Below are 24,313 nucleotides of genomic sequence, written 5' to 3' on the forward strand. Positions count from 1 at the left end.
CCTTCGTCCTCCATCTGGCTCGAAAGCTACTTCAGGGAGGACCACTTTTCAGGGGGCAGACCACAGGCGGGCGATCTCGTACCACCGGCCCATGTAGAGCCGGGCGTCGAAGCCCGAGACGGGCTCGATGCCGCGGGGCACGCGGGTCATGACCGCGCGCGAGGCGGCGGACAGGGCAGCAAGGGCGGCAAGCCCCGTGGCGATGGTGCGGATGCGCATGGGTCGAACTCCGTGTTTGGGGGCCGAACGCCGCAGGGCGCCGAAACGGTCCCGTCCGCACCGGATGTGCATCACCCGTGCATCGGTCGTGCATGACCTGTGCAGCGGAACCAAATCAGAACGGCGGCGGGGCCGAGAAGCTCATCGTCGCGTTGCTGTCGGGGTGCCGCAGCCGCAGCGATTCGGCATGCAGCATCAGCCGCGGGTGGTCGGCGGCGGGCCCCTCGGCGTAAAGCGGGTCGCCCAGGATCGGATGCCCGAGGCTCGCCATGTGCACCCGCAGCTGGTGGCTGCGCCCGGTCAGCGGATAAAGCCGGACGCGGGTCTCGGCGTCCGAGGCGCGGATCACCCGCCAGTCGGTCTGCGCCGGGCGGCCCTCGGCATGGTCCACCTTCTGCCGCGGGCGGTTCGGCCAGTCCACGATCAAGGGCAGGTCCACCCGCCCCTCCTTCGGCTCGAGCCGGCCCCAGAGCCTTGCAACGTAAGCCTTTTTAACCTGCCGCTTCTCGAACTGCTGGCCGAGGTGCTTCTGTGCGTGGGGCGTCAGGCCGAAGACCATGATCCCCGAGGTGTCGAGGTCCAGCCGGTGCACCAGCAGCACTGTGGGGAAGGCGACCCGCAGCCGGTTGATGAGGCAGTCGGCCCGGTCCTCCCCCCGCCCCGGCACGGACAGCAGGCCCGCGGGCTTTTCCACCACGAGGATCTGGTCGTCGTGGTGGATCAGGCGGGGCTGCTCGGCGGTGGGCTGGTAGACGAAGCTCATGCCCCCGGCTTAGCGGGCGACCAGCCGCACCGCCAGCCCGGCGAACATCACCGCCGCGATGCGGTTGAGGATGCCGAGCCGCCCCGCCAGCCGCATCCCCAGCCAGCCCGCCGCGATCCCGTAAGCCATTGTTATCAATGTGCCGGTGAAGGCGAAGATCAGGCCCAGCCCCAGCAATTGCTGCCAGACGGGTCCATAGGCGGGGCTGGTGAACTGCGGCAGGAAGGCCAGCAGGAACAGCACCGGCTTGGGGTTCAGGACGTTGGATAGGATGCCCCGCCGGATCACGTCGCGCGAGCGCACCACCGGCCGCGCCGAGGGGTCCGGCGCGGGCGCGGTCCAAGCCTTCCACGCCAGATACAGCAGGTAGCCCGCCCCGATCCACTTGATCGCCGCCAGCGCCCCCGGATGCGCGGCGATCACCGCGCCGAGGCCCAGCGTCGTCATCGCCACGTGGAACAGCACGCCGATGCCGACGCCCAGTCCTGCCAGCGCCCCGGCCCTCGGCCCGCCCTGCACACCCGAGGCGGTGGCGAAGAACACGTCCTGACCGGGCGCCGCGTTCAGCACCAGCCCGCCCGAGACGAAGGCCAGCAGTTGGGCCAATGGGATGTTCCCCAGCGTGTCCCAGATCATTGCCGTTCTTCCTGCGGCACGCCGTCCGCGATCTCGTAATAGTCGCCCTTGCTGCCCGTCCAGATGTGGCGCTGCAGGTGCAGGCCCGTGGGCGGCTCGAGGCAGCCCACCGCCACGTCGGTCTCGCCGCGCCCAAAGCCGCGCCAGAACATGGAACTGCCGCAGGTATCGCAGAAGCCGCGCTCGGCCTTGTCCGAGGACTTGAACCAGCGGACATGCTCCTCGCCCTCGATCTCAAGCCGGTCGTCGGGGACGGGAACGGCGGCCCAGACATGGCCGGACCAGCGGCGGCACTGGCTGCAATGGCAGGCGGCGATGTCGTCCAGATCGCCCCGGATCGTCACCCGGACGGCGCCGCAGAGGCAGCGGGCATGGCGCACCGTCATGATTGCGCCTGCTGGGGCAGACCGTCCGCGATGTCGTAATAGTCGCCCTTGTCGGCCACGTAGATATGCCCCTCCAGCCGCAGACCCGTGGGCGGCGTGATCGCCCCCGCCGAAACGACCGTGCGGCGAGAGCCGACCTCGCGCCAGAACAGCGACGAGCCGCAGGCCGCGCAGAAGCCGCGCTCGGCCTCCTCGGACGACCGGAACCAGCGCAGGGACTCGCCGCTGATGGCAGGGTCGCGCAACTCGGCGCCGGCCCAGAAATGGCCGCTCCACCGGCGGCACTGAGAACAATGGCAGGCGCCGACCGGCTCGGCGGTCAGCCGACCCGTGAAGCTGACGGCGCCGCACAGGCAAGCGCCGCTGATCTTAGAGCCTTCCGAAGACATCGCGCATCATCCCTTCCAGCGCCTCGGCATCGGCCTCAGTGAACGCGTCCGGCCGGTCGCTGTCTATATCCAGCACGCCGATCAGGCGGTCATTCGCGCCGATCACCGGCACCACGATCTCGGACCGGGTCGAGGAGGAACAGGCGATATGCCCCGGAAAGGCCTCGACGTCGGGGACAAGCTGCGTCTGCCGGGTGCGGGCGGCGGCCCCGCAGACCCCGCGCGCGAAGGGGATCACCAGGCAGCCGTGGCCGCCCTGATAGGGGCCGATCTTCAGGGTTTCAGGCCCGGTCACGCGGTAGAAGCCGGTCCAGTCGAAGCGGTCGTCGGCATGGTGCAACTCGCAGGCGACGGTAGCCATCAGCGCGACCTCGTCGGTTTCGCCCTCGGTCAGGACACGGATGCGGGCGGAAAGCTCGGTGTAATCTGTCATGCGCGCCACGCTACAGCCGCGCCCTTCGGCGGAAAAGGGGCGGCGCGCTGGACTGTCCGCGCCCATGGCGCTAGGGACGGCGCGATTCCCCGGCTTGCCATCGAAGGCCCGTCCCCATGACCGACCGCATCGACCTGCGCCGCGCGCTGATTTCCGTCTCGGACAAGGAGGGGCTTGTCGACTTCGCTAAAGCTCTTGCGACCCGCGGGGTCGAGCTGCTCTCCACCGGTGGCACCGCCAAGGCGCTGCGCGACGCGGGGCTCGAGGTCCGCGACGTGGCCGAGGTCACCGGCTTCCCCGAGATGATGGACGGCCGCGTCAAGACGCTGCATCCGGCGGTCCACGGCGGGTTGCTGGCGCTGCGCGACAACCCCGAGCACCGCGCCAGCATGGAGGCGCATGGGATCGCCCCGATCGACCTGCTGGTGGTGAACCTCTACCCCTTCGAGGAAACGGTGGCGAAGGGTGCCCCTTACGACGACTGCATCGAGAACATCGACATCGGCGGCCCGGCGATGATCCGCGCGGCGGCCAAGAACCACGCCTTCGTGACGACGGTCGTGGACGTGCAGGATTATAACGCGGTTCTGGCGGAACTGGACGCCAACGGGGGCGCCACCACCCTGCCCTTCCGCAAGCGGATGGCGCAGGCAGCCTATGCCCGCACCGCCGCCTATGATGCCGCTGTCTCGACCTGGATGGCGGGCGCCATCGACGAGGCCACCCCGCGCCGCCGCGCCTTCGCCGGGACGCTGGCGCAAAGCCTGCGCTATGGCGAGAACCCGCACCAAACGGCCGCCTTCTACACCGACGGATCAAATCGCCCCGGCGTGGCGACCGCCCGCCAGTGGCAGGGCAAGGAGCTGTCCTACAACAACATTAACGACACCGACGCGGCCTTTGAACTCGTGGCCGAGTTCACCGAAGGCCCCGCCGTCGCCATCATCAAGCACGCCAACCCCTGCGGCGTGGCCCGTGCCGAGACGCTCGAGGCAGCCTACCGCCGCGCCTTCGACTGCGACCGCACCTCGGCCTTCGGCGGCATCATCGCGCTGAACGGGCGGCTGGACGCGGCGACCGCACGCGCCATCACCGAGATCTTCACCGAGGTCGTCATCGCCCCTGACGCCTCCGACGAGGCGCGCGGGATCTTCGCGGCCAAGAAGAACCTGCGCCTGCTGACGACCGGCGGCCTGCCCGACGCGCAGGCGGGCGGGCTGACCTTCCGGCAGGTCGCGGGCGGCTTCCTGGTCCAGACCCGCGACAACGGCCATGTGACCGCCGCCGACCTGCGGGTCGTGACCCAGCGCCAGCCGAGCGAGGCCGAGCTTGCGGACCTCATGTTCGCCTGGACCGTCGCCAAGCACGTCAAGTCGAACGCCATCGTCTATGCGCGTGACCGCGCCACCGTGGGCATCGGCGCGGGGCAGATGAGCCGGGTCGATTCGACCCGCATCGGGCGGCGCAAGTCCGAGGACATGGCCGAGGCGCTGGGCCTTTCCGCGCCCCTGACCGAGGGCGCGGCGGTGGCCTCGGACGCCTTCTTCCCCTTCGCGGACGGCATCGAGGCCCTGGCCGCGGCAGGTGCCCGCGCGGTGATCCAGCCGGGCGGGTCCATGCGCGACGAGGAAGTGATCGCGGCGGCCGACCGCCTTGGTCTTGCCATGGTCTTCACCGGACAGCGGCACTTCCGCCACTGATGAGCGACGACGCCGAAGCCCCCAAGCCGAAGAAGCCGCGCCGCAAGATCGCGGCGCCCGCCGGTGACGCCGTGCCCTCGGCTGCGGTGCCGGCCGGCAGCGCTCCCAAGCGCCGCCGCAAGCCCCCGGCGCCGCCTGCTCCCGCGCCGCGACCGACCAGCCTCTGGTGGGCGGCGGGTACGGCGCTGGTGATCCTGGCGCTGGACCAGCTGACGAAATGGATCGTGGTCCATGCGCTGAACCTTCCCGAGGTGCAGGCAATCGACGTGATCGACCCCTGGCTGAACCTGCGCATGGCCTGGAACCAGGGGGTGAACTTCGGGCTACTGTCCTCGGACGTCGAGGTGATGCGCTGGGTGCTGATCGCTGTGGCCATGGTGATCTGCGCCTGGGTCGCGGTCTGGCTTTTCCGTGCGCGTCCGGGGCGGCTGGCGCAGGTCGCCGCCGGGCTGCTGATCGGGGGCGCGGTGGGCAATGTCATCGACCGGATGGCCTACGGCGCGGTCGCGGACTTCCTGAACATGTCGCTGCCGGGCTGGCGCAACCCTTACAGCTTCAACGTGGCCGATATCGCGATCTTCGCGGGCGCGTTGGGACTGGTCTTCCAGCCGGGTCCGGCCGCGCCCGAGGAAACCTCGGACAAGAGCCGTGACGGCAAGCGCAAGACGCGCTAGAAGAGCCGCGACGCTTTTCCTTGGGTGGTGCCATGCGGGCCTTTCTGCTGACCCTTTCCGTGCTGGCCCTTGCGGCTTGCGGCAACGACGGACGGCTGATGAACCTGTCCGGTTCGGACGACGGCCCCGAGGAATTCGCCATCGTCCCCACCCGGCCGCTGGAACTGCCGCCGGACCTCGCGCAGCTGCCCGCGCCCACGCCGGGCGGCGCCAACATCACCGACCCGAACCCGGCGGGCGACGCCATTGCCGCCCTGGGGGGCAATCCGGGCCACCTGGCCCAGCAGGGTATCGGCGCGGGTGACGGGGCGCTGGTCACCTATGCAGGCCGCGCGGGCGTGACTCCCGGCGTGCGCCAGGTGGTGGCCGCCGAGGACCAGGCCGTGCGCGCCCGCCGCGGCCGCCGCCCGCTCGAGGTCCTGGGCCGCGTCAACGTCTACCAGCGCGCCTACGAGCCGCAGACGCTGGACAGCTGGGCCGAGCAGGACCGCTGGCGCCGCGCAGGCGCGCAGGTTCCGGCCGCGCCCCCCACCGCCTCGGACCGGTAAAGTCCCGCTCACCACCGCTTGACCGGGGCCCCGCTTGCGCGCGGGCCTTTCTGCGACCAACCTGCGGCCTGCACCCGCAAGCCCGGAGGCCGCCCGACCATGCGCCGCACCCTCGCCTTCCTGCTGGCCACCGCCGCTACCCCGGCGCTGGCCGAGATGCCCCCCGGCGTCAGCCATTTCACGCTCGACAACGGGCTCGAGGCGGTGGTGATCGAAGATCACCGCGCCCCGGTCGTGGTCCAGATGCTGTGGTACCGGATCGGCTCGGCCGACGAGGTGCCGGGCAAGTCGGGACTGGCGCATTACTTGGAACACCTGATGTTCAAGGGCACCGACAAGCTGGACGCGGGCGAGCTGTCGAAGACGGTGACGGCCAACGGCGGCATGGACAACGCCTTCACCTCCTACGACTTCACCACCTATTTCCAGCGCATCGCCTCGGACCGGCTGGACCTGGTCATGGGAATGGAGGCCGACCGCATGGCGAACCTGCGGATCGGCGAGGACGACTGGCAGGCCGAGCGGCAGGTCGTGCTGGAAGAACGCGCCCAGCGCACCGACAGCGACCCCCGTGCGCTGTTTTCCGAGGAACGCTCGGCCGTCCAGTTCTACAACCACCCCTACGGCCGCCCCGTGATCGGCTGGCGGCAGGAGATGGAGGCGCTGACCCGCGAGGATGCGCTGAAATGGTATGACGACCATTACGCCCCGAACGTGGCCGTGCTGGTCGTGGCGGGCGACGTGACGGCGGACGCGGTCCGCGCCCTGGCCGAAAAGCACTACGGCCCGATCCCGCCCAAGCCCGAGGCCCCCCGTGACGCCCGCCCGCAGGAGCCCGAGCAGCGGGCCGAGCGGCGCATGACCATGACCGACCCGCGCGTGCCCCAGCCCGTCCTGACGCGCAGCGTGATCGTGCCCGAACGCAACCGGGGCGACCAGAAGACCGCCGCCGCGCTCAGCGTGCTGGCCGAGCTGCTGGGCGGCTCGCCCCAGACCTCGTTCCTGGGCCAGCGGCTGGTGCTGACGGGGCAGGCCCTGGGGGTGGGTGCCTGGTATGACGGGCTCAGCGTCGATCCGACGACCTTCGCGGTGACGATGGCCTATGCGCCAGGCACCGACGACGCGGCGGCCGAGGCCGCTCTGGACGGGGCGATCCGCGACTTCCTGGCTCAGGGGCCCGATCCTGCGCATCTGGAGCGCGTCAAGACGCAGCTGCGCGCCGCCCGCATCTATGAACGCGACTCGGCGCACGGGCGGGCCTATGACTATGGCCAGGGCCTCGCCGTCGGCCTGACGGTCGAGGATGTGAACGACTGGCCCGACATCCTCGCCGAGGTGACGGTCGAGGATGTCCGCGCCGCAGCCGGACTGGCCCTGGGCGGCCGGGCCGGCGTCACGAGCCTGCTGAAGCCCGCCCCGCCCGGGGAAGTGGGCACGGTGCAGGCAGCAGTTGAAACGGACGCTGACCCCGTCGCAGTGCCGGGCGCGGCGGTGGGTGGCCCTGCCCCGGCCGTGGTCGATGCGGGTGCGGCCCTGGCGGACTCGCCGGAGGAACTGGGCACCCCGCCCGTGGCCCTGGACGCGCCCGCCAGTGCCGCGCCTGTTCCCGCCGACACGCCGCATCCCGCGCAACCGGCCCCGGCCTCGCCCGCCCCTGCGGCGCCCGTGAGCGATCCCGCGCAATCCCCGGCACCGGAGCAGACCCGATGATCCGCAGCTTCCTTTCCGCCATCGCGCTTTCGCTTCTTGCGGCGCTGCCCGCCCGCGCCATCGACATCCAGGAGGTCACCTCGCCCGGCGGCATCAACGCCTGGCTGGTCGAGGACGACTCGATCCCCTTCGTGGCGCTGGAAATCGCCTTCCGGGGCGGCGCCTCGGTCGATGCGCCGGACAAGCGCGGCGCGATCAACCTGATGACGGCGCTGCTGGAGGAAGGCGCAGGCGACCGCGACGCCGTGGCCTTCGCGCAAGGGATGGAGGAGCTTGCCGCCTCGGCCGGCTTCGACGTCTCGGACGACGCGGTCAGCGTCAGCTTCCGCGCGCTGACGGAAAACCGCGACCAAGCCGCGGACCTGCTGGCCGACGCGCTGACCCGCCCCCGCTTCGACGCCGACGCGATCGAGCGGGTGCGCGCGCAGGTCCAGTCCTCGATCCGCGCGCAGGACAGCGACCCGCAGGCGATCGCCTCGAAGGAGATGGCGCGGCGGATGTGGGGCGACCACCCCTATGGCTCGGTCATCAGCGGGACCGAGCAATCGGTGGCGGGCCTGACCCGCGACGACCTGCTCGCGGCCAAGGACCGGGTGCTGGCCCGCGACCGGGTGCTGGTCTCGGCGGCGGGCGACATCGACGCCGAAGCCCTGGGGCTGCTGATCGACCGCATCCTGGGCGGCCTTCCGGCCGAGGCCACGGCCCCCCTGCCGCCGGAAGCCGAGCTCAGGCTGACCGGTGCGACCGAGGTGATCGACTGGGACAGCCCGCAGACCGTGGTCAGCTTCGCCCAGCCCGGCCTGCCGATGGACCATCCCGATTATTTCGCGGCCTTTGTGCTGAACCATATCCTCGGCGGCGGCGGTTTTTCCTCGCGCCTGATGGAGGAAATCCGCGAAAAGCGCGGCCTGACCTATGGGGTGGGCACGGGCCTGTCGAACATGGTGCTGGGCGAGACCTGGGCAGGCGGCATGGCCACCGCCAACGACCGCACGGGCGAGGCCGTGGCGCTGGTGCGCGAGGTCTGGGGCGCGATGCGCGAGGGCGTGACCGAACAGGAACTTCGCGACGCCAAGACCTACCTGACGGGCGAATATCCCCTGCGCTTCGACGGCAACCGCCGGATCGCGGGCATCCTGTCGGGAATGCAGCTGATGGGAATGCCGCGCGACTACGTCAACACGCGCAACCAGAAGATCGAGGCCGTGACGGCCGCCGACGTCCAGCGCGTCGCCCGCGAGGTGCTGGACCCCGGCAAGCTGGAATTTGTCCTGGTCGGCCGCCCCGAGGGGATCTGAGCGCCGTTCATGAGAAAGGGCGCAGGAGGGTTTCCCCGTCCTGCGCCCTTGCCATCGGCCCTGCGGGCCTTCGGATCAGGGATTGACCTGAACCGCGCCGGTGCCGCCCAGAACCGCGCCTGCGGCCGCGCCCACCGGGCCGCCCACGACCGCGCCCGCGCCCGCGCCGGTCGCCGCGCGTTCGGTCATGTTGTCGCCGCAGCCGGCCACGGCCAGCGTCAGGCTGCAGATCAGGATTGCTGCCGTCTTCTTCATGATGATCTCCTGCGAATTGTGAAGGTCTGCTGCACTTGACAACGACGCAACGGACGCCCCCGGTTCCCTTCCGATTTGCGCAAACCCGCAAGATGGCGCGGAAATCTATCCCGTACCGCCCTGTTCATGCTAGATCGGGACCCATGACGCGCCACGACCCCGACATCCGGCCGGTGATCCGGCAGCTCGACGAATCCGCCGCCAACCGCATCGCGGCAGGCGAGGTGGTGGAACGTCCCGCCTCGGCCGTGAAGGAACTGGTCGAGAACGCGCTGGACGCAGGTGCGACCCGGATCGCCATCGCCATCGCGGGCGGCGGCAAGCGGCTGATCCGGGTCACCGACGACGGCTGCGGCATGACGGCCGAGGACCTGCCGCTGGCGCTGGCCCGTCACGCGACCTCGAAGATCGACGGCTCGGACCTTCTGGACATCCGCTCCTTCGGCTTCCGGGGCGAGGCGTTGCCGAGCCTCGGGGCCGTGGGCCGCCTGGCCATCACCAGCCGCGCGGCCGGGCACGAGGCCGCGCGCATCGCCGTTTCGGGAGGGCGGATAGAACCGCCGCGCCCTGCCGCCGCCAACCGCGGCACGGCCGTGGAACTGCGCGACCTCTTCTTCGCCACGCCCGCCCGGCTGCGCTTCCTGCGGAGCGACCGGGCCGAGACGCAGGCCATCGCCGAGGTGGTCCGCCGCCTCGCCATGGCCGAGCCCTCGGTAGCCTTCACCCTGACCGAGGAGGACGAGGGCCGCGTGCTGTTCCGCGCCGATGCCGAGCAGGGGGATCTGTTCGACGCCCTTTCGGCCCGCATCGGCCGGGTCATGGGGCGCGAGTTCATCGAGAACGCCATCCCGCTGGAGGCCGAGCGCGACGGGCTGCGCCTGACTGGCCTTGCCGCGCTGCCGACCTATTCGCGCGGCGCGGCAGTGGCGCAGCATCTCTTCGTCAACACGCGCCCTGTCCGCGACAAGCTGCTGACCGGGGCGCTGCGGGCGGGCTATTTCGACGTGCTGCCCTCGGGCCGGCACCCGGCGGCGGTGCTGTTCGTCGCCTGCGATCCGCAGGGCGTGGACGTGAACGTCCATCCCGCCAAGGCCGAGGTCCGCTTCCGCGAGCCCGACGCCGCGCGCGGGCTGGTGGTCGCCGCGCTGCGCCATGCACTGGCCGGGGCAGGGCATCGCTCGTCCTCTACAGGCGGAGCGGCTACGCTCGCTGCGATGCGGACGGAACAGGCGCCGAGCTTCTGGCACAGCCAGGCGCCGTCACCTGCGGCGGTCGCGGCGGCCCACGCAGCCCAGGCGCCGCTGGCGCCGGTCCCCACGGCACCGCAGGGCTTCGCGGAAACCTCCGGCCCTGTCTTCCCGGCCGCCGCGCGGGTCGAGCCGGAGGCCGAGGCACCCGACGCTCCGCTCGGCGCGGCACGGGCGCAGCTTCACGGGAACTGGATCGTGGCGCAAAGCCGCGACGGCATCGTAATCGTGGACCAGCACGCGGCCCACGAGCGGCTGGTCTACGAACGGCTCAAGGCGCAGGCCGCGCAGGCGCGCGTGCCCAGCCAGGCGCTGCTGATCCCGGCCATCGTGGAGCTTGGCGCGGAGGCCGAGCGGGTGCTGGCGGCGGCCGGCGAGCTGGACCGGCTGGGCTTGGTCATCGAGCCCTTCGGCCCGGGCTGCGTTGCGGTGCGGGAACTGCCCGCCGCGCTGGGGCAGGCCAACCCGGCGGCGCTGCTGCGCGACATCGCCGACGATCTGGCCGAGCACGGAACCTCGGACCGGCTGCAGGGGCGTCTGGACGCGGTGCTGTCCTCCATGGCCTGCCACGGCTCGGTGCGCTCGGGCCGCAGCCTGACGGGGGACGAGATGAACGCGCTTCTGCGCGAGATGGAGCGGACGCCACGGTCGGGCCAGTGCAACCACGGCCGTCCGACCTGGGTGGAGCTGAAGCTTTCGGATATCGAGCGGCTGTTCGGGCGCTGATTGACGCCGCCCGGCCTGCGCGCGAGAACCGGGGAAAAGGGGAAGTGCCATGCTGGAACTCGGCGCCGACAAGATCGCCTTTGTCATCCTTCGCGCCCGCGACTATGACCACGGGCCGGACGGCCGCGGCGGGCGGAACGCCTTCGAGCTGCGGGACTTCATCGCCGACCTGACCGAGGACGAGCAGGCGGAACTGACCGCGGTGATGTGGATCGGCCGCGGCACCTTTGACGCGGATGACATTGAAGAGGCGATCTCGACTGCGAAGGCGGAAAAGACGACGCCCACCGAAGACTATCTGATGGGCGAGCCGCACCTGGCCGATTACCTGGAAGCCGGGATGGAGGCACTTGGCCTGACCCCCGGCGAGGAAGAGGACGACCTGCTGCGGGGCTGAAGGCCCCGTGAAGGGCGGGGATGCACCCCGCCCCCGCCTGAAAGGCTGCGCCTGACGGGGCTTACTGCCGGGTGACCCGCACCAGCTCGCCATTGTCCTTGTCGGTCAGCAGCAGGATCGAGCCGTCCGGGGCCAGTTCCACGTCCCGCACGCGGCCGATGCCTTCCAGATGGCGCGCCTCGCCTGCAATGCGGTTGCCTTCCAGCTGCAGCCGGACAAGGCCATGGTCGCCCTGCAGAGCGCCGGTCAGCAGGTGCCCATCCCATTCGGGGAACATCTCGCCCTTGTAGAAGGCCAGCCCCGCGGGCGCGATCACCGGGTCCCAGTAATAGACCGGCTGCTCCATCCCTTCGCGCGCAGTGATGCCTTCGTTGATGGGCGCCCCCGAGTAGTCCACGCCATAGGTGATGACCGGCCAGCCGTAGTTCCTGCCGGCTTCGATCCGGTTCAGCTCGTCCCCGCCCTTCGGCCCGTGCTCGATCGTCCAGAGCTGCCCGCTGCCGTCCAGCGCCGCCGCCTGCACGTTGCGCAATCCCTTGGCATAGGTCTCGGGCAGGCCCATCGCGGGATTGCCAGGCGCGGGCGCTCCGGTCAGGGCGTCGATGCGGACGATCTTGCCCAGGTGGTTGTCATCCCGCTGCGCCGTGTCACGGATCGGCACGTCCGAGCGTTCGCCCAGGGTCACGAACAGGTTGCCCTGCCCGTCCGGCACCACCCGGCTGCCGAAGTGCTTGTCGCCGTCGTAGACGGGCACCTGCGCGAAGATCTGCCGGACATCTTCCAGCGTCGCGTTGTCCGCCGACAGCGTGGCCGTCGCAACGGCCGTGTGGTTGCCCCCTTCGGCAGGCGCCGCATAGCTGAACCAGAGCCTGCGGCTTTCGGCGAAGTCCGGGGCGATCGCCACGTCCAGAAGGCCACCCTGCCCACCCGCCGAAATCTCGGGCAGGCCCCCGATGGGATCGGAAAGGCCGCCCTGGGCAGAGACGATCCGCAGCCGCCCGGGCCGCTCGGTCACCAGCCAGCCACCGTCGGGCAGTTGCGCCATGCCCCAGGGATGTTCCAGCCCGTCCGCGATGACGGTCGTTTCCAGGCCGATGTCGTCAGCCAGAGCAGGTGCGCGGGTCTGGCCCTCGAAGGCGGGCGTCTGGCCGGATGCGTTCGGAGGGGCGCTGTTGAAGCCTTGGGCACAGGCGGCCAGCGGGGCAAGGATCAGGGCGGCAAAGGCCGCGGTCGAGCGGAGGAACGGCATCGGCGACTCCCTTGGCATATGCGTGAAGGAACGGAAGCCGCAGGAAAACGTTCCGGCGGTTGACCGAAGCGTGAAGGCGGCCGCCGCCAAGGGGGCGCTGCCCCCGGCCTTCGGCCTCCCCCGGGATATTTGCGCGAAGAAGAGGAGCCTTGGGCCGCGCCGGCCTGAAGCACGGCCCGGGGTTGCCGTCAGGCTTCCAGGTGATCCACCTTGGCCATGTGATCGGCGATGCCGCCCACCTCGGCCAGCCAGCGATCCACGAGTTCCGGGTCATCCGGAGCGGCGTGGACGCCGGGCGGGAAGGCGCCGGCCAGTACGGATTCAACCGCCATGGCCACGGGGATCGACACGAGCTGCGCCATGGCCGTGCCCTTGTCGTTCCCCTGCGCGTCCAGCACCCATTCCTTGTCGAAGACCGGCTGGCCGTCTCGGCTCGCGCCCAGGCGGACGAACAGCACGACGCGGTCGGGTTCGCCCTCGGCATAGGCGTGCCGGGACCAGAACTCGTCGGCCATCTCGCGCAGGCGGGCATCGCCCTCGGGACCCGACAGGCCCTCGACCTCGGTGAAGACGGGGGCCCAAGCCTCGGCCCAGCCCTTCAGCCGGATGGTGCCGCGCACGAAATCGTGCAGTTTCCAGTCCGGGTCGAAACCGTACTGCCCGACAAAGGCGGTGGAGTCGCGGTTGGGATAGACCTCGAAGCGCTCAGGCACGGGCAGGGGCGCGTCATAGGGCTCGATGGCGTGCCAGGGGCGGTCCACCCGGCGGTCCGCCCCGTCGCGGATCGACAGCGAGGGCGAGCGCAGGGCGCGCAGCACGCCCAAGGGCGACCAGGAGAACTTGTAGCGGAGGGGGTTCGGGTGCTTCGGGATGCCGCCGCAATAGCTGGTGAAGCTGATCTCGTCGCCGGGCTGGGCGAGCGGGCGATAGTCAGCGACCAGCTCATGCGCCATGAGGTGGTCGATGCCGGGGTCCAGCCCGACCTCGTTCACCAGCGCCACGCCCGCGTCCATCGCCGCCTGCTCCAGCGCCGCCATCTCGGGCGAGATGTAGGAGGAGCTGACGAAATGCGCCTTTTTCTCGATGCACATGCGTGCCAGCGGCGGGTGCTGGTCGGCCGGCAGCATCGACACGACCACGTCGCCGGGCTGGACGGCGGCGGCCAATGCCTCGGGCGAATATTCCCGGATGTCGCCCGTCAGGTCGCCCACGGCCTCGCGGGCCTTCTCGACCGTGCGGTTCCAGACGGCGACGGGCGTCTGCCCCTGCAGCAGCCGTCGCAGGCCGGGGACGGCGGAAAGACCGGTTCCGACCCAGTGGATCGTCATGGCGCAAGCCCTTTCAGATGGGTGTCATAAATGTCGGCGGCCCGGCCCCAGGGGCCGGTCTCGATGGCATCGAGCGCCCGCAGCACCGGCAGCAGCTGCGCGGCATAGTCGAGGCTCGATTCCCGTGGCAGCATCGAGGGCAGGTTGTCGATGGCCATGACGTCGAGCGGCGGGTGCTCGGCCACGCGCAGCACCGGGGCGTCCCAGGTCGTGGTGCGGTCATAGACGCGGACCGGGTTGAACGCGCTGGTCGGGTCGCAGGCGATGTCGCCGATCGCGGTCAGGGCGCGGCCGGGGTTCACGGCGCTTTCGGGAACGAAGACCGGGCAGCCGGGCTGCGCGAGGATGCAGTTGAGGAAGACCTCGTGCAGCAGGATCTCCGGGAAGGGGCCGCCATGCGCGGTTTCCGCCATGTCCCATTTCGTGACGCGCACGCCGACCTCGGCGCACAGGTCCGCCGCGCCCGTTCCCACCCGCCCCTTCGCGCCGATGACGATGGCGCGGGGGCGGGGCAGGCCGGTGCCGTCGAGTTCCGCCCGCAGTTCGGTGGCAAGCGCGTCCTTGTCGGGGTAGGTGCCGACGGCCGGGCAGGTCTCGCCCCGGTGCTGCGCGGCCCAGGCCTTCAGCGTGACCGCCGCGCCCGCATAGCCCGCCCAGTAGCCGAAGGCCGCGAGCCTGCGGCCATTGTCGTCCAGCAGGTATTCGAGATCGTAAAGCCGCCCCCCGCCTTCGCGGAAACGGCGCAGCAGCACCTCGCCCGACGGCTGGCCCTTGAAGGCATGGCCGAACATGATGTGCCGGTGCATCAGAGGCGTGCCGTCCTCGGGCAGTTCCTTGAGGCCGAAGACGATGGCGTCCAGAGGCGCCTCGGGCCACGAGCCTTCGGGCGCGATCGAGGCTCCGGCGGCGCGATAGTCGGCGGTCGGGATCACGCGGCGGGGGCTGTCCTCGACGGTGACGCGGAAGCCGCGGCGGATCAGGTCGCGCACGCCTTCCGGGGTGATGCCGACCCTGTCCTCGTTGGGGCGGCTTTCCGCCCGGACCCAGAGATGCACCATCAGACCCCCTCCTTCCGCCGCCGGCCCGCGGCGGGCCATTCGCCAATGCTGCGCGACAGTTACGGAAAGGCGATGCGGTCGTCCAGACGCGGACGGCGCGCGCCGAGGAAGGGGCCGTCGCCGGCCGCGTCGATGCGGGCGATGGCGGCCGAGATGTCCTCGGTGATGACGGACATGGTCCAGGCAGTCGCGTGGATCATGGTGGCCGCGTCCAGCGCCATCGCGACGTGGCCCGGCCAGAACAGCAGGTCGCCGCGCTGGATCATGCTGGTTTCAGGGAAGGCCTCGCGCTGCAGGTCGCTGTCGCCGGGGCAGGCGATCCCCGCCCCGTGCAGCGCCGCCTGCGCCAGCCCCGAGCAGTCAATCCCCCAACGGCTGTTCCCTCCCCACAGGTAGGGCGTGCCGATCAGGCGCAGCGCGACCTCGGTCGGGTCCTCGGCAGGCGTGTCCGAGATGTGCTGGGCGGGCACGAAGAACCCCTCGGCGAGCCGGGCGAAGCGGCCGTCGATGCCGGTGACGGCAAGACGCGCCCCCATCGGCAGGCTGGTCCGCTCGGGCTGCTTGAAGTCGGGCGCGGGATAAAGATGCGTGGCCGCAGCGGTCGCACGATGGGTGATGACGGGCCTTACCCCGGTCAGGGCGGACAGCGCCACCCAGCCGCAATAGCCGTCCGCCGCCGCCTGCACGAAGCCCCAGCCGTCGCGCTCGTCGATCAGCGTGACATCGGCGCCTTGCAGAAGCTGGCGGTCCCTTGCCCCGCCTGGCGCGCGCAGCAGGTCGGCCACAGACGCGGCCAGCCGCATCGGGCGGCCATCAGTCAGCGCCTCCCGCGCGATCCCCGATCCGCGCAGGGCCACGCGATCCGTGGCGGGGGTCAGGCGGCGGTCCATCAGGCGATCTTCGGCAGGGCGTGCAGGATCGCGCGCATCCCCTGCCCCACGCCGCCCTTGGGCCGCCCCGGCGCGGCCGCGGGCTGCCAGCCGTAGATGTCGAAATGCGCGTAGGCCCCCGCGCCTTCGGTGAAGCGGCGCAGGAACAGCGCAGCGGTGATTGCCCCCGCGAAGCCTCCACCCGGCGCGTTGTCGAGGTCGGCGACGGCGGGCTCGATCATGGACTCGTAAGGCTCCCAGAAGGGCATCCGCCAGATCGGGTCGGCATGGTCGCGGCCTGCCTGGAACAGCGCCTCGGCCACGGCCTCGTCGTCGCAGAAGAAGGGCGGCAGGTCCGGGCCGAGCGCCACCCGCGCGGCCCCCGTCAGCGTCGCCATGGACACCAGCAGGCGCGGACTGTCCTCGGCGGCATAGGCCAGCGCGTCAGCGAGGATCAGGCGGCCCTCGGCGTCGGTGTTGTTGACCTCGACCGTCAGGCCCTTGCGGCTGGTCAGCACGTCGCCGGGGCGGAAGCTGTCGCCCGCGACCGCATTTTCCACCGCCGGGACCAGCACCCGCAGCCCGCCCGCGCGGCCCAGCCGCGCCAGCGTCTCGGCCAGGCCCAGCACGTTCGCGGCCCCGCCCATGTCCTTCTTCATGATCAGCATGGAGGCCGAGGGCTTGATGTCGAGCCCCCCGGTGTCGAAGCACACCCCCTTGCCAACCAGCGTGACCGCAGGCCCCTCGCCCGGAAAGCGCAGGTCGATCAGCCGCGGCGCGCGGCCCTCTCCTGCCGCGCGGCCGACGGCGTGGATCATGGGAAAGCCCTCGGCCAGCGCCTCGCCTTCGATCACCTCGACCGAGGCGCCGTGGCGTGCGGCGAGGTCACGGGCGGCCGCCTCCAGATCGGCCGGGCCCATGTCGGAGGCGGGCGTGTTGATGAGATCGCGCGCGAGGTATTCGCCGGCGGCCATGGCGATCACGGCTTCGCGGTCCACGCCCTCGGGGCAGACCAGCCGCGCCTTGGGCGGTTCGGCCTTCTTGTAGCGGTCAAAGCGGTATTGCGCGAACAGCCAGCCGAGCGCGCCATGCGTGGCGTCGTAGCTGTCCGGAACGCCCTCCAGATGCCATGCGCCCTCGGGCAGGCCTTCGGCGGCGCGGGCCAGCGTGAACCGCTCGCGCGCCGGGCGGTCGGCGGGCGTAGCGGGCTTGCCGACCCCGAACAGCGCGCCCACGACTCCGTCGGCGCCCGGCAGCAGGCAGATCTGGCCCGGCTTCGCGGTGAAACTCGAAGCCTGCGCGAAGGCGGTCTCCACCCCCTTGGGCCAGAGCGGCCCATCGTCGCCCTGGGCGACCAGCCACAGCGGGCGGCTTTCGGCATTGGCGGGGGCGAACTCGGGCTCGGTCATCGGCATCTCCTGTCCTGCGGCACAGTTTCTGCGGCGATCCGGGGCGGAAGGAAAGACCGGCAAGCTCTTCCTGACCCAGATACCCATTGCAGCGGTCCAGCCTTCACTTCGCCGGGGTTTTCGGCTATGGCCCGCCGTCTTGTTCGTGAAAGGGACGTCGATGGGCTACAAGGTCGTCGTCGCGGGGGCCACGGGGAACGTGGGCCGCGAAATGCTGAGCATCCTGGCCGAGCGCCAGTTTCCTGCCGATGAGGTGGTGGCTCTGGCCTCGCGCCGGAGCCTCGGCACCGAGGTCAGCTTCGGCGACAAGACACTCAAGACCAAGGACATCGAGGGCTTCGACTTCACCGGCTACGACATGGCGCTGTTCGCCATCGGCTCGGACGCGACGAAGAAATACGCCCCCATCGCCGCCAGCCAGGGCTGCGTGGTGATCGACAACTCGTCGCTTTACCGCTACGACCCGCAGATCCCGCTGATCGTGCCCGAGGTGAACGCCGACGCGATCGAGGATTACCGCAACAAGATGATCATCGCGAACCCCAACTGCTCGACCGCGCAGATGGTGGTGGCGTTGAAGCCGCTGCACGACCGGGCGCGGATCAAGCGGGTGGTCGTCTCGACCTACCAGTCGGTCAGCGGCGCGGGCAAGGAAGGCATGGACGAGCTCTGGTCCCAGACCAAGGGGATGTATGTCCCGGGGCAGGAGGTCGAGCCCAAGAAGTTCCAGCGCCAGATCGCCTTCAACGTCATTCCCCAGATCGACGTCTTCATGGAAGACGGCCAGACCAAGGAGGAATGGAAGATGGTCGCGGAAACCAAGAAGATCCTCGACCCGTCCGTGAAGGTCACCGCGACCTGCGTGCGCGTCCCGGTCTTCGTCGGCCATTCCGAATCGATCAACATCGAGTTCGAGGACTTCCTCGACGAGGACGAGGCCCGCGACATCCTGCGCGAAGCGCCGGGCGTGCTGGTGATCGACAAGCGCGAACCCGGCGGCTACGTCACCCCGGTCGAATCCGCGGGCGAGGACGCGACCTACATCAGCCGCATCCGCCAGGACCAGACGGTGGAAAACGGCCTGAACCTGTGGTGCGTCAGCGACAACCTTCGCAAGGGCGCGGCGCTGAACGCCGTCCAGATCGCCGAACTGCTGGGCAATCGCGTCCTGAAGAAGGCCTGACCGGCCCGCCGCAAGCGGCCGGCGCGGCCGCTTGCGGACCCTACGTGGCCCTCTGACGAGGGCTGCCCTGCCGGCGCGCGGGACGCGCCTCCTTCTCATTCCTGCCTGAACCACGCCTCGTCGCGGCTTTCCGCCGACGCACGACCTCGTGAGCGAACAGGCTCGGCCCGGCCTGCGTTGGCCGCAGCATGGCTCGCGGGGCGGTCACGCGCGGCACGCCGCAAGGTGATGCGCAGGTGACCGCCCCCGGCCCTAGGATGCAGCAGGCGCGATCGGCGCAAGGCTTGGGAGATCAGGATGGCTTACAACGGCATCATCGGGACCGGAACCTCGAGGTCGGGGGCAATCTCGCCCATTGGCGAATACGACAGCTTCAACACGACCTTCATCAGCGGCCTGACCTATTCGGTCGCGGCCAAGGGCACTTCCAGCGGGAACGGCACGCTGGCCGACCCGAACCTCGCCCTTTACGACTCGTCCGGGAACCGGCTGCTGTTCAACGACGACGTGTCGCCGGGCACGAACAGGGACGCGCAACTGACCTTCAAGATCGGCGCGGGCGGGACCTCGACCTATACGCTGGTCGTGGGAGAGCAGGGCAGCAACGCGACCGGCAGCTATGTGCTGACCGTTTCGGCGGGCTACGCGACCAACGCCGCCGACAGCGTGACCGGGACCTCGGCCAATGACGCCATCAACGGCATGGCCGGGAACGACACGATCAACGGCGCGGGTGGTCATGACAACCTGATCGGCGGGGCGGGCAACGACCTGCTGCTGGGCGGCGCCGGGGCCGACGTGCTGCAGGGACAGGCGGGCGACGACGTGCTGCGGGGACAGGCCGGCAATGACGTGCTGTTCGGCAGCACCGGGGCGGACGATCTTTACGGCGGCACCGGGGCGGACCGCTTCGTCTTCAACAGCCACACCGACTCGAACGCACGCTTCGGCTATGACGTGATCGCGGCGGCCGATGGGGCCCTGGCCTTCGAGGGCGTGGGCGTCGCGGGCGGCGACCGGATCGACCTGTCGGGGATCGATGCCAACCTGAACCTGGCCGGCAACCAGACCTTCGTCTTCAGCGCCTCGCGCGCGGCGGGGACCGTGGTGCTCAGCGAGCAGGGGACGAACACGATCCTGTCGGCGCATGTCAACAACGACGGGCTGGCGGATTTCCAGCTGATCATCGCGGATGGCGCGATCCGGGCCTACGACTACAGTTCGGACGAATTCATCCTGTGACCATAGGATGAGAACCGGGAAAGGGGCCGCCGTCGCGCGGCCCCTTTTTTCATGCGCTCGCAGGCTGGCCCTGCGGCGCGGCCAGGGGCCGGTTGCCGGTCAGGCGGCGGACGGCCACGTAAAGGCCAGGAATCATGAAGATCCCCAGGAAGGTGGCAGAGATCATGCCGCCCATGACCCCGATCCCGATCGAGTTCTGCGCGGCCGCCCCCGCCCCCGTGGCGATGGCCAGCGGCAGCACGCCCAGGATGAAGGCCAGCGAGGTCATCAGGATCGGCCGCAGCCGCAGCTTGGCGGCCTCGACCGCCGCCTCGGCGGTCGAGCGACCGCTGACTTCCAGATCGCGGGCGAATTCCACGATCAGGATGGCGTTCTTGGCAGCAAGGCCGATGGTCGTCAGGATCCCCACCTTGAAATAGACGTCGTTCGACTGCCCGAAGATCAGCGCAGCCAGCACTGCGCCCAGGACCCCGACCGGGACGGCAAGCATGACCGAGAAGGGCACCGTCCAGCTTTCGTAAAGCGCGGCCAGGCACAGGAACACCACCAGCGCCGACAAGGCGTAAAGGAAGGGCGCCTGGTTGCCCGCCTGCTGTTCCTGATAGCTGAGGCCCGTCCAGGCCACACCGTAGCCGCCGGGCATCTGCCGGACCAGGTCGGCCATCGCGGCCATAGCCTGCCCCGAGGTCGCACCCTCGGCCTCGCTGCCTGAAAGCGAGATCGCGTCGGTGCCCTCGAAGCGCGACAGGCGCGGGGCCACGGGCACCCAGCGGGTGGACATGAAGGCGCTGAAGGGCACCATCTCGCCCGATGAATTGCGGGCATACCAGTCCTCGAGATCCTCGGGCTGCATGCGGAACTCGGCACCCGCCTGCACGATCACGGGGCGCAGCGTGGCGCCCATGGCGAAGTCGTTGACCTCGCGCCCCGAGAAGATCGTGGCCAGCATCCCGTTGACCTCGGACAGGCTGAGCCCCGCCGCCTCGGCCCGCTGGGGGTCGATGTCCAGTCGCAGGGCCGCGTCGTCCTCGTCCCCCTGGGCGCGGACGTTGACCAGTTGCGGATGGGCGTTCCCGGCTTCTTCCAGCGCCTGCGCGGCTTCGCGCAGGGCGGCGGTGCCCTGGGCCGACTGGTCGATCAGGTACATCTGGAAGCCCGCGCTGTTGCCCAGGCCCTGGATGGGCGGCGGCTGGACGAAGTTGATCCGTCCGGCGCGGTGGTTGGCGAAGCGCTGGGTCGCGCGCTGCACGAGGGCCGAGGCGGACAGCTCGGGGTCTGGCCGTTCGTCGAAATCCTTGAGCCGGACAAACAGCGTGGCCCGCCCCTGCCCCGTGCCGGAAAAGCCGAAGCCCAGCGCCCCGAAGGTCGAGGCGACGGCCGGCTCCTCGTTCAGCAGGTAGCTTTCGATCTCCTCGACCACGGCCAGCGTCTGCTGGGTGGTGGAACCCTCTGACAGGTTGATCTGGGCCATCAGCACGCCCTGATCCTCGGTCGGCAGGAAGGTCGAATTCATGCGCTTGAAAAGCTGCCAGACCCCGGCCGAAATCAGCGCAAGCACCAGTAGCACCAGCATCGGGTGGCGCACGGTGCGGGCAACGACGCGCGTATAGCCTTCGGTCGCCCGGTCGAAGCCGCGGTTGAACCAGCGCGCGGGCGCAAATCGCGGCGGCCCGTGATGAGGGCGCAGCATCGAGGCGGTCTGTGCGGGCGTCAGGATCAGGGCCGCGGCCAACGACAGCATCATCGCGGTGATGATCGTGACCGAGAACTGACGGTAGACCACCCCGGTCGAGCCGGCCATGAAGGCCATTGGCAGGAAGACCGCCGACAGGACCACCGCGATGCCGATCAGCGCGCCGGTGATCTGGCGCATCCCGACCTCGGTCGCGCGAACGGGGTCAAGCCCGTCCTCGCGCATGATGCGTTCCACGTTTTCCACGACCACGATGGCGTCGTCCACCAGCAGGCCGATCGCCAGCACCATGGCGAACATGGTCAGCGTGTTGATCGTGTAGCCCAGCGCGAACAGGACCGCGAAGGTCCCCAGCAGCACGACCGGCACCACGACCACCGGGATGATCGTCGCCCGCCAGCTTTGCAGGAAGATCAGGATCACGGCGATGACCAGCGCGATCGCCTCGAAGAGTGTGTGCCAGACCTTCTCGATCGAGCGTTCCACGAAGGGCGAGGTGTCATAGGCCACGCGCAGCTCGACCCCGTCCGGCAGCGCCGGCTGCAGCGAGTCCAGCACCGCGCGCACGCCTGCTGCGGTGTCCACGGCATTGGCCCCGGTTTCCAGGTTGACCCCGAAGCCCGCCGCGTTCGCGCCGTTGAAGCGGCTGTTTGCGCCGTAGGCCTGCTGGCCGATCTCGATCTCGGCCACGTCGCCCAGCCACACCGAGGCGCCGTCCTCGCCCGTGCGCAGAAGGATGCGCTGGAAATCCTCGACCGAGGTCAGCTGGCTTTGCGCGGTGATGGTCGCGGTGAACTGCTGGCCCGGCACCGCGGGCTGGCTGCCCAGCGAGCCCACCGAGACGGTCGAGTTCTGTTCCGCCACTGCCGCCGTGATGTCCGAAGGCGTCAGCTGGTATTGCGCGAGCCGCAGCGGATCGAGCCAGATCCGCATGGCATAGCCCGACCCGAAGATGTCAATGCCGCCCACGCCGGGGACACGCTTGACGGGACCCTCGACCACCTCCTCCAGCAGGTTGCCCAGTTCCACCGTGGAATAGTCGTTGCCGGCCGAAACCAGCGCCCCGACCATCAGGATCGACGAGGTCGAGCGCGTGACAGACACGCCATCGTTCTGCACCGCCGAGGGCAGGCGCGATTCGACGCTGCGCACCCGCGACTGCACGTCGTTCAGCGCATCCGTCGGGTCAACGCTGTCGTCGAAGGTCAGGGTCAGCGAGGAACGCCCCCGGAACGAGGAGGACTCGAAGTAAAGAAGCCCCTCCAGCCCCGTCAGTGAATCCTCGATCGGCGTCGTGACCGAGTTCTGCACCGCCTCGGCGGTGGCGCCCGGATAGCTGGCCGAGATGCGGACGGTCGTGGGCGCGATGTCGGGATATTGCGAGACGGGCAGGTTCAGGACGCCCCAGAGGCCCGCCAGCATGGTCACGATCGCCAGCACCCAGGCAAAGACCGGGCGATGGATGAAGAACTGCGCCATCAGTTCGCGGCCGTGGACGCAGCGGGGCCGCGAGCGGGGCCCGCCGCCGAGGGAAGCTCGACCGCAGCGGCCTGCGCGGCCATTGGCGGCGGCGTCCGGGGTTCGTCTGCCGCGACTTCGACGCCGGGGCGGGCCGCGCTGCCGGGACCGGCCGGCGCAGGATCGCCTGCCGCCAGTTCCTCGGCGCCGGAAAGCTCGCGCACCACGCCATCGGCGTCGATGGTCACGGCCAAGGTGGTGATCTCGTCCCCGTCTTCGAGGTTGGTCAGCCCGTCCAGGATCAGCAGGTCGCCAGCCTGGACGCCCTCGGTCACGATCCAGTTGCTTTCGTGGGTGCCGGCCTCGGTCAGCACCGCCTGCTCGGCGCGCCCCTCCCTCGCGACGAAGGCGGTCAGCTCGCCCGTGGCCGAGCGCCGGGTGGGGCCCTGGGGCACCAGCACGCCCTCGACCGCGCCGATGGTTACCTGAACACGCACGAACTGCCCCGGCAGGATCAGCCGCTGGGGGTTGGGGAACTGCCAGCGATAAGGCACGGTGCCGGTGGTCGAGGACACCTGCCGCCCCGGCGCAACGATCTGGCCGGATTCGGAATAGGCCTGCCCGGTTTCCAGGATCAGCCGGGCCTCTGCCGCCTCGGGGCGCATCAGGATGCCCGCCGAGCGGCGTTCGCGGTTGCGCAGCACGCTGGCGCGGGACTGCGAGACATCGACATAGATCGGGTCGAGCTGCGTGACCGTGGTCAGCGCCTCGGCCTGGTTGGCGGTGACGAGATCGCCGATCGAGACATTGGCGATGTCGGGAATGCCGTCGATGGGGCTGCGGATGGCGGTCCGGTCCACAGCCAGTTGCGCCAGCGCCCGCTCGGCCTCGGCCGCCGACAGGCTGGCGCGGGCATTGGCAAGCGCGACCTGGGCGGTTTCCAGTTCGGCCTGGCTGACGCCCGTGCCCTGCAGGCGGTCATAGCGGCCGACGGTCGCTGTGGCGCCCTGGACGGCGGCCTCGGCGCTGGTGACGGCGGCCTCGGCGGCCGACAGCGTCGCCGCAAGCTGGTCGTCGTCCAGGCGGAACAGCACGGTCCCGGCCGTCACGCGGACGCCGGGCTGATATGCGATCTCGACGATCTCGCCCCCGACCTGGGGGCGGATGGCGGTTTCCTGATAGGCCACGGCGCGGCCCGGCAGCGTGACGGTGACGGGCACCGTCTGGCGTTCCAGCCGCATCACGCCCACTTCGCGCGCACCCTGGGGGCCGGGCCCTCCGGGACCGGGGGGTGCCTGGGCCAGGCCCGGGTCGGCCAGCATCAGCGTCAGCGCGGCCAGCGCCGCGACCGCCGCGGCCCGTCCGGCGTGGAGTTTCCACAAGGGCAAGTGCAGTCGGAGGGTCATGGCGCCAGCATTGCAGCCGTCCCGCAGTCCGGCAAGG

23 protein-coding genes are annotated in these 24,313 nt (G+C 70.3%); 9 read left to right on the forward strand and 14 right to left on the reverse strand.

Going from position 1 to position 24,313, the window contains the following annotated elements:
• Positions 1-48: 48 nt before the first annotated feature.
• The 6 genes from ACFFII_RS02590 to msrC form a co-directional block, all read right to left on the reverse strand.
• The gene (locus tag ACFFII_RS02590) at positions 49-219 is read right to left on the reverse strand and encodes a hypothetical protein (protein WP_377697334.1); all 171 of its coding nucleotides are present in this window, start codon (positions 217-219) and stop codon (positions 49-51) included.
• Between the two features lie 115 nt (positions 220-334).
• Positions 335-982, reverse strand: a complete 648-nt coding sequence (locus tag ACFFII_RS02595; protein WP_377697335.1) for an RluA family pseudouridine synthase — start codon at positions 980-982, stop codon at positions 335-337.
• 9 nt (positions 983-991) lie between these two features.
• Positions 992-1,618, reverse strand: coding sequence for a LysE family translocator (locus ACFFII_RS02600; RefSeq protein ID WP_377697336.1), 627 nt, complete (start codon positions 1,616-1,618; stop codon positions 992-994).
• Positions 1,615-2,004 (reverse strand): GFA family protein, encoded by a 390-nt coding sequence (locus ACFFII_RS02605; RefSeq protein ID WP_377697337.1) that lies wholly within the window; start codon positions 2,002-2,004, stop codon positions 1,615-1,617. Before ACFFII_RS02605 ends, ACFFII_RS02600 begins: the two co-directional genes overlap by 4 nt.
• Positions 2,001-2,393: a GFA family protein gene (locus ACFFII_RS02610; protein ID WP_377697338.1), complete on the reverse strand. Its 393-nt coding sequence runs from the start codon at positions 2,391-2,393 to the stop codon at positions 2,001-2,003. Before ACFFII_RS02610 ends, ACFFII_RS02605 begins: the two co-directional genes overlap by 4 nt.
• Positions 2,374-2,826, reverse strand: a complete 453-nt coding sequence (gene msrC / locus ACFFII_RS02615; RefSeq protein WP_377697339.1) for a free L-methionine (R)-S-oxide reductase MsrC — start codon at positions 2,824-2,826, stop codon at positions 2,374-2,376. The genes ACFFII_RS02610 and msrC overlap by 20 nt, the downstream gene beginning before the upstream one ends.
• Positions 2,827-2,942: 116 nt before the next feature.
• On the opposite strand from msrC, the gene purH reads away from it, so the two are divergent.
• The 5 genes from purH to ACFFII_RS02640 all read left to right on the forward strand — a co-directional run bounded on the left by purH (position 2,943) and on the right by ACFFII_RS02640 (position 8,756).
• Positions 2,943-4,526, forward strand: a complete 1,584-nt coding sequence (gene purH / locus ACFFII_RS02620) for a bifunctional phosphoribosylaminoimidazolecarboxamide formyltransferase/IMP cyclohydrolase (RefSeq protein WP_377697340.1) — start codon at positions 2,943-2,945, stop codon at positions 4,524-4,526.
• 86 nt (positions 4,527-4,612) lie between these two features.
• Positions 4,613-5,200, forward strand: a complete 588-nt coding sequence (gene lspA / locus ACFFII_RS02625) for a signal peptidase II (RefSeq protein WP_377697511.1) — start codon at positions 4,613-4,615, stop codon at positions 5,198-5,200.
• A 32-nt stretch (positions 5,201-5,232) separates the two neighbouring features.
• Positions 5,233-5,748 (forward strand): DUF3035 domain-containing protein, encoded by a 516-nt coding sequence (locus tag ACFFII_RS02630; protein ID WP_377697341.1) that lies wholly within the window; start codon positions 5,233-5,235, stop codon positions 5,746-5,748.
• 99 nt (positions 5,749-5,847) lie between these two features.
• A complete protein-coding gene (locus ACFFII_RS02635) occupies positions 5,848-7,458 on the forward strand; it encodes a M16 family metallopeptidase (protein ID WP_377697342.1) in 1,611 nt (536 codons plus the stop codon).
• Positions 7,455-8,756: a M16 family metallopeptidase gene (locus ACFFII_RS02640; RefSeq protein ID WP_377697343.1), complete on the forward strand. Its 1,302-nt coding sequence runs from the start codon at positions 7,455-7,457 to the stop codon at positions 8,754-8,756. The genes ACFFII_RS02635 and ACFFII_RS02640 overlap by 4 nt, the downstream gene beginning before the upstream one ends.
• Before the next feature lie 75 nt (positions 8,757-8,831).
• Here ACFFII_RS02640 and ACFFII_RS02645 read toward each other — a convergent pair whose 3' ends face one another.
• A complete protein-coding gene (locus tag ACFFII_RS02645) occupies positions 8,832-9,011 on the reverse strand; it encodes a hypothetical protein (RefSeq protein WP_377697344.1) in 180 nt (59 codons plus the stop codon).
• A gap of 143 nt (positions 9,012-9,154) precedes the next feature.
• Between ACFFII_RS02645 and mutL the strand changes: the two genes are divergently transcribed.
• Together mutL and ACFFII_RS02655 are read left to right on the forward strand one after the other, a co-directional pair.
• Complete coding sequence (mutL, locus tag ACFFII_RS02650; RefSeq protein WP_377697345.1) at positions 9,155-10,984, forward strand: DNA mismatch repair endonuclease MutL; 1,830 nt, start codon at positions 9,155-9,157, stop codon at positions 10,982-10,984.
• A gap of 49 nt (positions 10,985-11,033) precedes the next feature.
• The gene (locus ACFFII_RS02655; protein ID WP_377697346.1) at positions 11,034-11,381 is read left to right on the forward strand and encodes a DUF3775 domain-containing protein; all 348 of its coding nucleotides are present in this window, start codon (positions 11,034-11,036) and stop codon (positions 11,379-11,381) included.
• A 61-nt stretch (positions 11,382-11,442) separates the two neighbouring features.
• On the opposite strand, the gene ACFFII_RS02660 is transcribed toward ACFFII_RS02655, so the two are convergent.
• From ACFFII_RS02660 to ACFFII_RS02680, 5 genes are all read right to left on the reverse strand, one after another.
• On the reverse strand, positions 11,443-12,630 hold the full coding sequence (locus ACFFII_RS02660) for a PQQ-dependent sugar dehydrogenase (RefSeq protein ID WP_377697347.1): 1,188 nt from the start codon (positions 12,628-12,630) through the stop codon (positions 11,443-11,445).
• A gap of 188 nt (positions 12,631-12,818) precedes the next feature.
• On the reverse strand, positions 12,819-13,958 hold the full coding sequence (locus ACFFII_RS02665; RefSeq protein WP_377697348.1) for a saccharopine dehydrogenase family protein: 1,140 nt from the start codon (positions 13,956-13,958) through the stop codon (positions 12,819-12,821).
• Positions 13,955-15,016, reverse strand: coding sequence for a saccharopine dehydrogenase (locus tag ACFFII_RS02670; RefSeq protein WP_377697349.1), 1,062 nt, complete (start codon positions 15,014-15,016; stop codon positions 13,955-13,957). Before ACFFII_RS02670 ends, ACFFII_RS02665 begins: the two co-directional genes overlap by 4 nt.
• Positions 15,017-15,075: 59 nt before the next feature.
• Complete coding sequence (locus ACFFII_RS02675; protein WP_377697350.1) at positions 15,076-15,906, reverse strand: C40 family peptidase; 831 nt, start codon at positions 15,904-15,906, stop codon at positions 15,076-15,078.
• Positions 15,906-17,300, reverse strand: a complete 1,395-nt coding sequence (locus ACFFII_RS02680; RefSeq protein WP_377697351.1) for a leucyl aminopeptidase family protein — start codon at positions 17,298-17,300, stop codon at positions 15,906-15,908. Before ACFFII_RS02680 ends, ACFFII_RS02675 begins: the two co-directional genes overlap by 1 nt.
• Before the next feature lie 154 nt (positions 17,301-17,454).
• Here ACFFII_RS02680 and ACFFII_RS02685 point away from each other — a divergent pair, with 154 nt between their 5' ends.
• Positions 17,455-18,477 carry an aspartate-semialdehyde dehydrogenase gene (locus ACFFII_RS02685; RefSeq protein WP_377697352.1) on the forward strand — a complete coding sequence of 341 codons (1,023 nt, stop codon included), beginning with the start codon at positions 17,455-17,457 and terminating at the stop codon, positions 18,475-18,477.
• A 297-nt stretch (positions 18,478-18,774) separates the two neighbouring features.
• On the forward strand, positions 18,775-19,719 hold the full coding sequence (locus ACFFII_RS02690; RefSeq protein ID WP_377697353.1) for a calcium-binding protein: 945 nt from the start codon (positions 18,775-18,777) through the stop codon (positions 19,717-19,719).
• A gap of 49 nt (positions 19,720-19,768) precedes the next feature.
• Here ACFFII_RS02690 and ACFFII_RS02695 read toward each other — a convergent pair whose 3' ends face one another.
• The gene (locus ACFFII_RS02695) at positions 19,769-22,891 is read right to left on the reverse strand and encodes an efflux RND transporter permease subunit (RefSeq protein WP_377697354.1); all 3,123 of its coding nucleotides are present in this window, start codon (positions 22,889-22,891) and stop codon (positions 19,769-19,771) included.
• A complete protein-coding gene (locus ACFFII_RS02700) occupies positions 22,891-24,276 on the reverse strand; it encodes an efflux RND transporter periplasmic adaptor subunit (RefSeq protein WP_377697355.1) in 1,386 nt (461 codons plus the stop codon). Before ACFFII_RS02700 ends, ACFFII_RS02695 begins: the two co-directional genes overlap by 1 nt.
• Positions 24,277-24,313 lie beyond the last annotated feature (37 nt).

This window comes from Paracoccus niistensis (assembly GCF_042432925.1).
GTDB lineage: Bacteria > Pseudomonadota > Alphaproteobacteria > Rhodobacterales > Rhodobacteraceae > Paracoccus > Paracoccus niistensis.